Source organism: Candidatus Krumholzibacteriia bacterium (genome assembly GCA_035268685.1).
Classification (GTDB): Bacteria; Krumholzibacteriota; Krumholzibacteriia; order JAJRXK01; family JAJRXK01; genus JAJRXK01.
The window spans coordinates 1-6,009 of record DATFKK010000108.1; the positions used below are offsets into that span (position 1 = coordinate 1).

Below are 6,009 nucleotides of genomic sequence, written 5' to 3' on the forward strand. Positions count from 1 at the left end.
GAGCGACGACACCTGGTCGACGTGGATGGCCCCGCCCTCGACGGGCTGAGATGACGCCGGTGGCGCAAGTGGAAGTGCGTGTGGACACGCGCTTCCGCGGCGGAAGTCGGAATCCTGGAAATCTTCCGTCCACACTTCCGCACCGGAAGCGACCGGTAGGGTGACACCTGGCGAAGTTCCGCGCTGGAAGCCAGACGCGCTTCCGCGGTGGAAGTCGAGATCCCGGAAGTCTTCCATCCACACTTCCGCACCGGAAGCGGCCGGTCAGGTGACAGTTGGGGAAGTTCCACCCCGGAAGCGGATCCGCTCTCCCGCCTGGCCGGCCCCCTGGCAAGCCACCCCCGCCGCCTCCTACGACGCCGAATCCGCAGCTCGAGCACCAGGCGCAGGCCTTCGTCCACGGAGCGGACGATGCGCTTCGGGAGGCGGGCGACGCGTGTGGACAGGTGTCGGCGGTCGAGGGTGAGGACCTGGGACACGTTGGCCACGGAGTCGCGGGGCAGTCGGCGGTCGCGGCATTGGAGCCGCACGTTTCCAGGCGCCTCGGCCAACCGCAGGTCGGACGTGATCGCAACGACGATGACAGTGGCGATGTGGCTCCGGTCGAAGGCGTCGCCCTGGACGACGAGGACGCGACGCCGGAACCCGGGTTCGGAACCTCGAGGATCGCCGAGTTCTGCCCACCAGATCTCCCCGCGCCGGATCACCAGTCTTCCGGCGCGATGGAACCTCGCTGCAGCGCGTCGAGGCCCGGGTCGAGATCGCGGTTGGATTCGTCGGTTTCGTACACGCGATCGAAACGGACGCGGTGGCCGCCTCCCTCTCTCATCTCACGGACACGACACCCCCAGCGCCGACGCGAACACACCGACGTCGGCCAGGTCGATCCGCGCGTCGCCGGTGAGGTCGGCGCGGAACGACACGCCGAGGTCGAACTCGGTGGCGAACACACCGACGTCGGCCAGATCCACACTGCGGTCGCCGTCGAGGTCGGGTGACGCCACCGACAGCGGCAGCGGATACCGATCCATGGGATTGCCGGCGACGTACACGAGCATGACACCGTTGGCGTGGCCACCGCCGGCGAGGGCATCGGAGATGGTGGTGCGGCCCTCGTCATCGGTGGGTCCGTCGGCGATGGTCCCGCCGGGGCAGAACGCGAAGGTCTCGGCTCCGTGGTCGTCGAGGAAGACGTCCTGGGCGGGATACCCCACGAAGGGGTCGCCGGTCTCGCAGTCGACGAGCCGGACCTCGACCGTCGCACCGATCGACGCGAGCGTGGGTCCGCTGTCGTCGGGCAGCACGAGCAGCCAGCCGCCGTCGGACGAAGCCGAACTGGTGTCCTGGAGCGTGCAGGGAAGCGTCGCCGCAGCGGGCACGGCGAAGCCGAGACCGAAACCGAAAGCGAGACCGAAACCGAAGAGCACGAAGAACGAAGTGGAGCGTCGAGCGATCGTGTTCATGGGCGCAGGAACTTCGTCGGGGGAACGATGCGCGACGCGACCAGACCGCGCCGTCGAACCATGGGATGCGACGAAGACAGAGGAATCACGATCCACGACCATCGACCTCGTCCGCGAGCGCGAAGATCTCCTCGACCGCCACCCCGAACACCCGCGCCAGCCGCAGCGCGAGCACGGTCGACGGCACGAACACCCCGCGCTCGATCGTGTTGATGGTCTTGCGCGACACGCCGACGCGGGTGGCGAGTTCGGCCTGCGTCCAGTCGTGCTCGGCGCGCAGGACCTTCAGTCGATTGCGCAGTTCGGGGTGCGGCACGGCTCAGTCCCGGTCGAGGGCGAGGAAGAACAGGAGCGGAGTGTCGACCGCCACGAGCAACAGGGTCAGCAGCACCGCCTGGTCGGGCAGGGTGACGAAGGGCGCCACGGCGACCCCCAGGCCGATGATCACGACGAGCACGAACCACGTCCGGAACACCGCCTCGCGCCGGATCGCCATGACGCGCTCGTCGTTCAGGAAGCCGCGTAGCTCGGGCCGGTTCTTCACTCGCTGTTGGAAGCGGTGGAAGCGCCACATGAAGCCCATCCAGACGAATCCACCCACCATGGCGGCGATGGCGAGTCCCGCCGTCACCGCGTGGGGTACGGATTCCTCCGACACCGACATCAGGATCTGCGGCAGCAGCATGAGGATCGACGCGATCACCAGGGCCAACAGCATATGGCGCCGGGCGCGGTCGAGATCCTCGAGCTCGGAAGGTGTCGCGTCGGACGGGTGATCGGACATGGCGGGGCTCCTCGTCGGCGACGCCGTCGTCCGCGACGCCGTGAGCGGCCACGTCCCGGACGCACCGTCTAGTAACTTATAAGTTACATAATGGAACTCGCACTTCTCTGGCGCAAGCCCGAAATCCCTGAGCGCTCCGAGGCCCCCAGGAAATTCCTCAGCGCTCCAAGACGACCAGGAACTCCCTCAACGCTCCAACGCCCCCAGATCGACCCCCTCGCCCTGCGGACGCGGGGTTCCCACGAGGTCCACATCGGGCGCCCGGTCCGCGCTCCCCGCGTCGACCGCCGGGCCGGCGGCGCGCGGGCGGAAGTCGCCGGCGGCGGGGTCGACGAAAATGGCCGTGAGGTCGGTCGTCTCGAGGTTGTGGTCGGCGGCGACGCCGCTGCCGGCCGAGATGCTGCCGGCAATGTTGTTGCGGATCAGACAGTCCGCGCTCGGCCGGCCGTCCTTGTGGTCGCTGATGCGGATCCACGGGGGACCGGGCGACGTGTCGTTCAGGTCGACCACGGTGTTGTTGACCACGCGGCAACCGTCGGCACCCATCAGGGTGATGCCGTGCCAGTGATCGGTGACCACCAGGTTGTTCTCGATCACCCAGTCCACGTAGAAGCCGTCGAAGCAGCCGATGCCCTGCAGCGTACCGCGATGGGGCTGGTCGGGATCGGTGTAGCCGATGATGGTGTTGCGACGCAGCACGATGCGCTCGCGTGGCGGTGCGCCGTTCACGCTGAACGACTGGAAGCCGTCGTCGTGGTTGTCGTCGACGTCGTAGCAGTTCCGCACGAGGTTGTCCTCGAAGATCATGTCGTTGCCGATCCCGCGCAGACCGTCGCCGGCGAAGTTGGTGACCTCGCAGTTCTCCACCCACACGAAGTCGCCGCCCATGAGAAGTCCGTGGTCGACGTTGGTCGCCACCACGCGGTGCAGCGACACGTACGAGCCACCTGCGGACACGGCCGTCGCCGCCCGCCGGTTCCAGTCGTCGGCGGTCCACGTGGTGATGTCGGGCGTGCTCTGCACCGCGACGTCGCGCACGCTCACGTAACGGCTCGGCCCGCGCCAACCGTGGCTCTCGATGTGCAGGAGCGTCCCGCCGGCGTCGTCGCTCTTCTCGCCGCGGATGGTCAGGCCGGTGATCACGCACCGCTCGACGCCCTCGAGTTCGAGTCGTTCGAGTACCGGGGTGTGCCCGGGCGCGGCCTCGACGAACAGGAAGTCGGGATTGTGCGCGTCGGACAGCTTCGCGCGTCCGTGGTCGCCGTCGTACAGGAGCAGGCGATCGCCGGGCGCGACCGGAGCGTCGGGGTTGGCGAGTTCGAGCGCGGCGCCCTCCTCGTAGGGATGCACCTCCGGTTCGTAGCGCTGGACGAGTCCGGCCTCGAAGACGGCGGCCAGCCCGGGCCATGGCTCCTGGGCGGTTCCCGGATTGTCGAGTGAACCGCGCACGGGATCGAGGTGGAAGGTCTGCCCGGAGAACGAGATCGTGTCCTCCCAGGCGGTCCAGTCGGTCGACGGCGTGCCCGGGTGTTGCGGTCCGGTAGGGTCATCGGATCCGGAGCAGCCGGCGACGAGCGCGAGCGCGATGCAGATGGCCACACGAAGCGGGCGACGACGGGTCACGACGGGACCTCCTGGGGTATCCACGTGCTCCGGGGATCGGCGGTGCGTGGAGCGTGGTCATCGGCTGCAAGGGGCAGGCCGGTGCGAACCGGTCCGGCAACCCGATCCACTGGCCGTCCGGCCACACGGTCCTCGCCGAGACCGGCGCGGAGTTCGTGCCGTCCGGTCCCGCCCGCGCCGATCAGTGGACACCACGCTCTCCGCGTGTAGACTCCCCATCCGCATCCTGGGCGATCCAACCTGGAACAACACGGTCACGTAGCCTCCCATCCGACACGGCGGCCGGGTCGGCCCGCCGCGGTCAGGAGTCGGTCCTCATGACATGGCGTCTGCAATCCTGGTGTCTCGCAATCGTTTCGGGTCTCTCGCTGATCGCTTCACCGGCGTCGGGCGACACGGTCGCCGACCGCTGGACCCTCGGGCTCCACGTGGGAACCTGGAAGCAGGTCGGCGGCGATGCCGACTACAGCAACTTCGGACCCGCCACCGGACTGCGCTTCGGCTACGGCTTGAGCGATCACCTGAGTGTGGACCTGGGCTTCGCCGCGGGGTGGACGCGTCCCGGTGTCGGGAGGATCGACGAGGAAGCGGGAATCACGTTCTCCAGTGAGACCGATCTCTACACCCGGATCTGGCAGCCGAGCCTCACCCTGCGCTATCGCTTCGTCCCCGACGGTCGCTGGCGGCCATGGGCTTCGGTGGGACTGGGCGCCACCCGCTGGGACGTGCTCGACCAGAGCGGCGACGATCCCGGCCTGTGGCCGACCGGCCCGGCCAGCCGTGTGCGCGACGAGGACGGCGCCGCAGCCGACGGCTTCCGCGTGGAGTTCACGTCGACGTTCGGTCTGGGTACCGAGATCGCCGTGAACGATCACTGGTCCTTCGACCTGGGCGTGCGCTTCCACTACTGGTTCGGCAACGATCGCGACAGCGTCGGCCTGAGCACGCTGAATCCGAGCGGCGGTGTCGACGTGAACTTCGGTCCGATCGAGGCCCTGGCCGGCGTCAACTACACCTTCGGCACCGCCGACCGCGACGGCGATGGCATTCCCGATTCGATCGACGTCGATCCCGACCGCCCTGAGGATCGCGACGGCTACGAGGACGCCGACGGCGCGCCCGATCTCGACAACGACGGCGACGGCATTCCCGACGACCGGGACGGCGCGCCGAACGATCCCGAGGACTTCGACGGCTTCCAGGACACCGATGGCGTCCCCGACACCGACAACGACGGCGACGGCATTGCCGACGTCGACGACGGTGCCCCGAACGATGCCGAGGACTTCGACGGCTTCCAGGACGCCGACGGCGTGCCCGACCCCGACAACGACGGCGACGGGGTGCTCGACGCCTCGGACCTGTGCCCCGGCACTCCCGCCAACGTCCGGGTCGACGCGCGCGGCTGTCCGGTGGTCGAGGAGATCCGTGAAGACCTGGTGCTCGAGGGCGTGGAGTTCGCCCCGTCGAGCGCCGAACTCACCCCGGCATCGCGCTCGACGCTGCTGCGCGTGGCCGAGAGTCTGCGCGCATGGCCCGAGGTGCGGATCGAGATCGGTGGCCACACCGACAGCGTTGGTTCGGCCAGCTTCAACCGCGAACTGTCGCGGCAGCGCGCCGAGAGTGTCCGGCAGTTCCTGATCGGCGAAGGGGTCGACCCCGACCGCATGGTTGCGGCCGGTTACGGCGAAGGGCGGCCGATCCGCTCGAACGCCACGGTCGAGGGCCGCGCGGCGAATCGGCGCGTGGAGGTGAGGAGGATCGAGTAGGCGGGCGTCGTCGGTCGGTGCCCGGAGGCCTGGCGTTTCGTCGCTCCACGCAGAAGTGTTGCGGGCGGGAGCGCCGGCGGTGTACGCTTTTCTCTTCGGTCCGCACGCCTTTACACACGTCATTGTATCCACCGACGACTCGTCCCCGAACCGAGGGTCTCCGAGCCATGCCTTCCCAGGTCGATTTCTACAAGGGCCACATGGGTGGCAATCGTATCCTGTTGCTCGACGGCGAGCAGATGGATCGAAAGCATCTGCTGTCGCAGGCCCTTCGCGCGCTCGACGAGGTCTGTCTCGCCGGTCACCAGGCCGCCGTGCTCTACAAGCCGGAGCGCGGTGGGACCGTGCGGGCCCGGATCGCATCGGTCTG

General features: G+C 68.5%; 7 protein-coding genes. 2 read left to right on the forward strand and 5 right to left on the reverse strand.

Going from position 1 to position 6,009, the window contains the following annotated elements:
• From VKA86_10370 to VKA86_10390, 5 genes are all read right to left on the reverse strand, one after another.
• The coding region (locus tag VKA86_10370) for a type II toxin-antitoxin system PemK/MazF family toxin (protein HKK71612.1) at nucleotides 1–707 on the reverse strand (707 nt) is incomplete at its 3' end.
• A gap of 123 nt (nucleotides 708–830) precedes the next feature.
• Complete coding sequence (locus tag VKA86_10375; protein ID HKK71613.1) at nucleotides 831–1,463, reverse strand: hypothetical protein; 633 nt, start codon at nucleotides 1,461–1,463, stop codon at nucleotides 831–833.
• Between the two features lie 85 nt (nucleotides 1,464–1,548).
• The gene (locus tag VKA86_10380) at nucleotides 1,549–1,779 is read right to left on the reverse strand and encodes a helix-turn-helix transcriptional regulator (GenBank protein HKK71614.1); all 231 of its coding nucleotides are present in this window, start codon (nucleotides 1,777–1,779) and stop codon (nucleotides 1,549–1,551) included.
• A 3-nt stretch (nucleotides 1,780–1,782) separates the two neighbouring features.
• Complete coding sequence (locus VKA86_10385) at nucleotides 1,783–2,247, reverse strand: hypothetical protein (GenBank protein ID HKK71615.1); 465 nt, start codon at nucleotides 2,245–2,247, stop codon at nucleotides 1,783–1,785.
• Nucleotides 2,248–2,433: 186 nt separating this feature from the next.
• Nucleotides 2,434–3,870: a right-handed parallel beta-helix repeat-containing protein gene (locus VKA86_10390; protein ID HKK71616.1), complete on the reverse strand. Its 1,437-nt coding sequence runs from the start codon at nucleotides 3,868–3,870 to the stop codon at nucleotides 2,434–2,436.
• Between the two features lie 317 nt (nucleotides 3,871–4,187).
• On the opposite strand from VKA86_10390, the gene VKA86_10395 reads away from it, so the two are divergent.
• Together VKA86_10395 and VKA86_10400 are read left to right on the forward strand one after the other, a co-directional pair.
• Nucleotides 4,188–5,639 (forward strand): OmpA family protein, encoded by a 1,452-nt coding sequence (locus VKA86_10395; GenBank protein HKK71617.1) that lies wholly within the window; start codon nucleotides 4,188–4,190, stop codon nucleotides 5,637–5,639.
• A gap of 167 nt (nucleotides 5,640–5,806) precedes the next feature.
• The coding region (locus VKA86_10400) for a hypothetical protein (GenBank protein HKK71618.1) at nucleotides 5,807–6,009 on the forward strand (203 nt) is incomplete at its 3' end.

What these genes read in the sequence shown, in the direction of transcription:
- VKA86_10385 (HKK71615.1), bottom strand. Translation starts at nt 2,247, where the DNA reads ATGTCCGATCACCCGTCCGACGCGACACCTTCCGAGCTCGAGGATCTC.
- VKA86_10375 (HKK71613.1), bottom strand. Translation starts at nt 1,463, where the DNA reads ATGAACACGATCGCTCGACGCTCCACTTCGTTCTTCGTGCTCTTCGGT.
- VKA86_10395 (HKK71617.1), top strand. Translation starts at nt 4,188, where the DNA reads ATGACATGGCGTCTGCAATCCTGGTGTCTCGCAATCGTTTCGGGTCTC.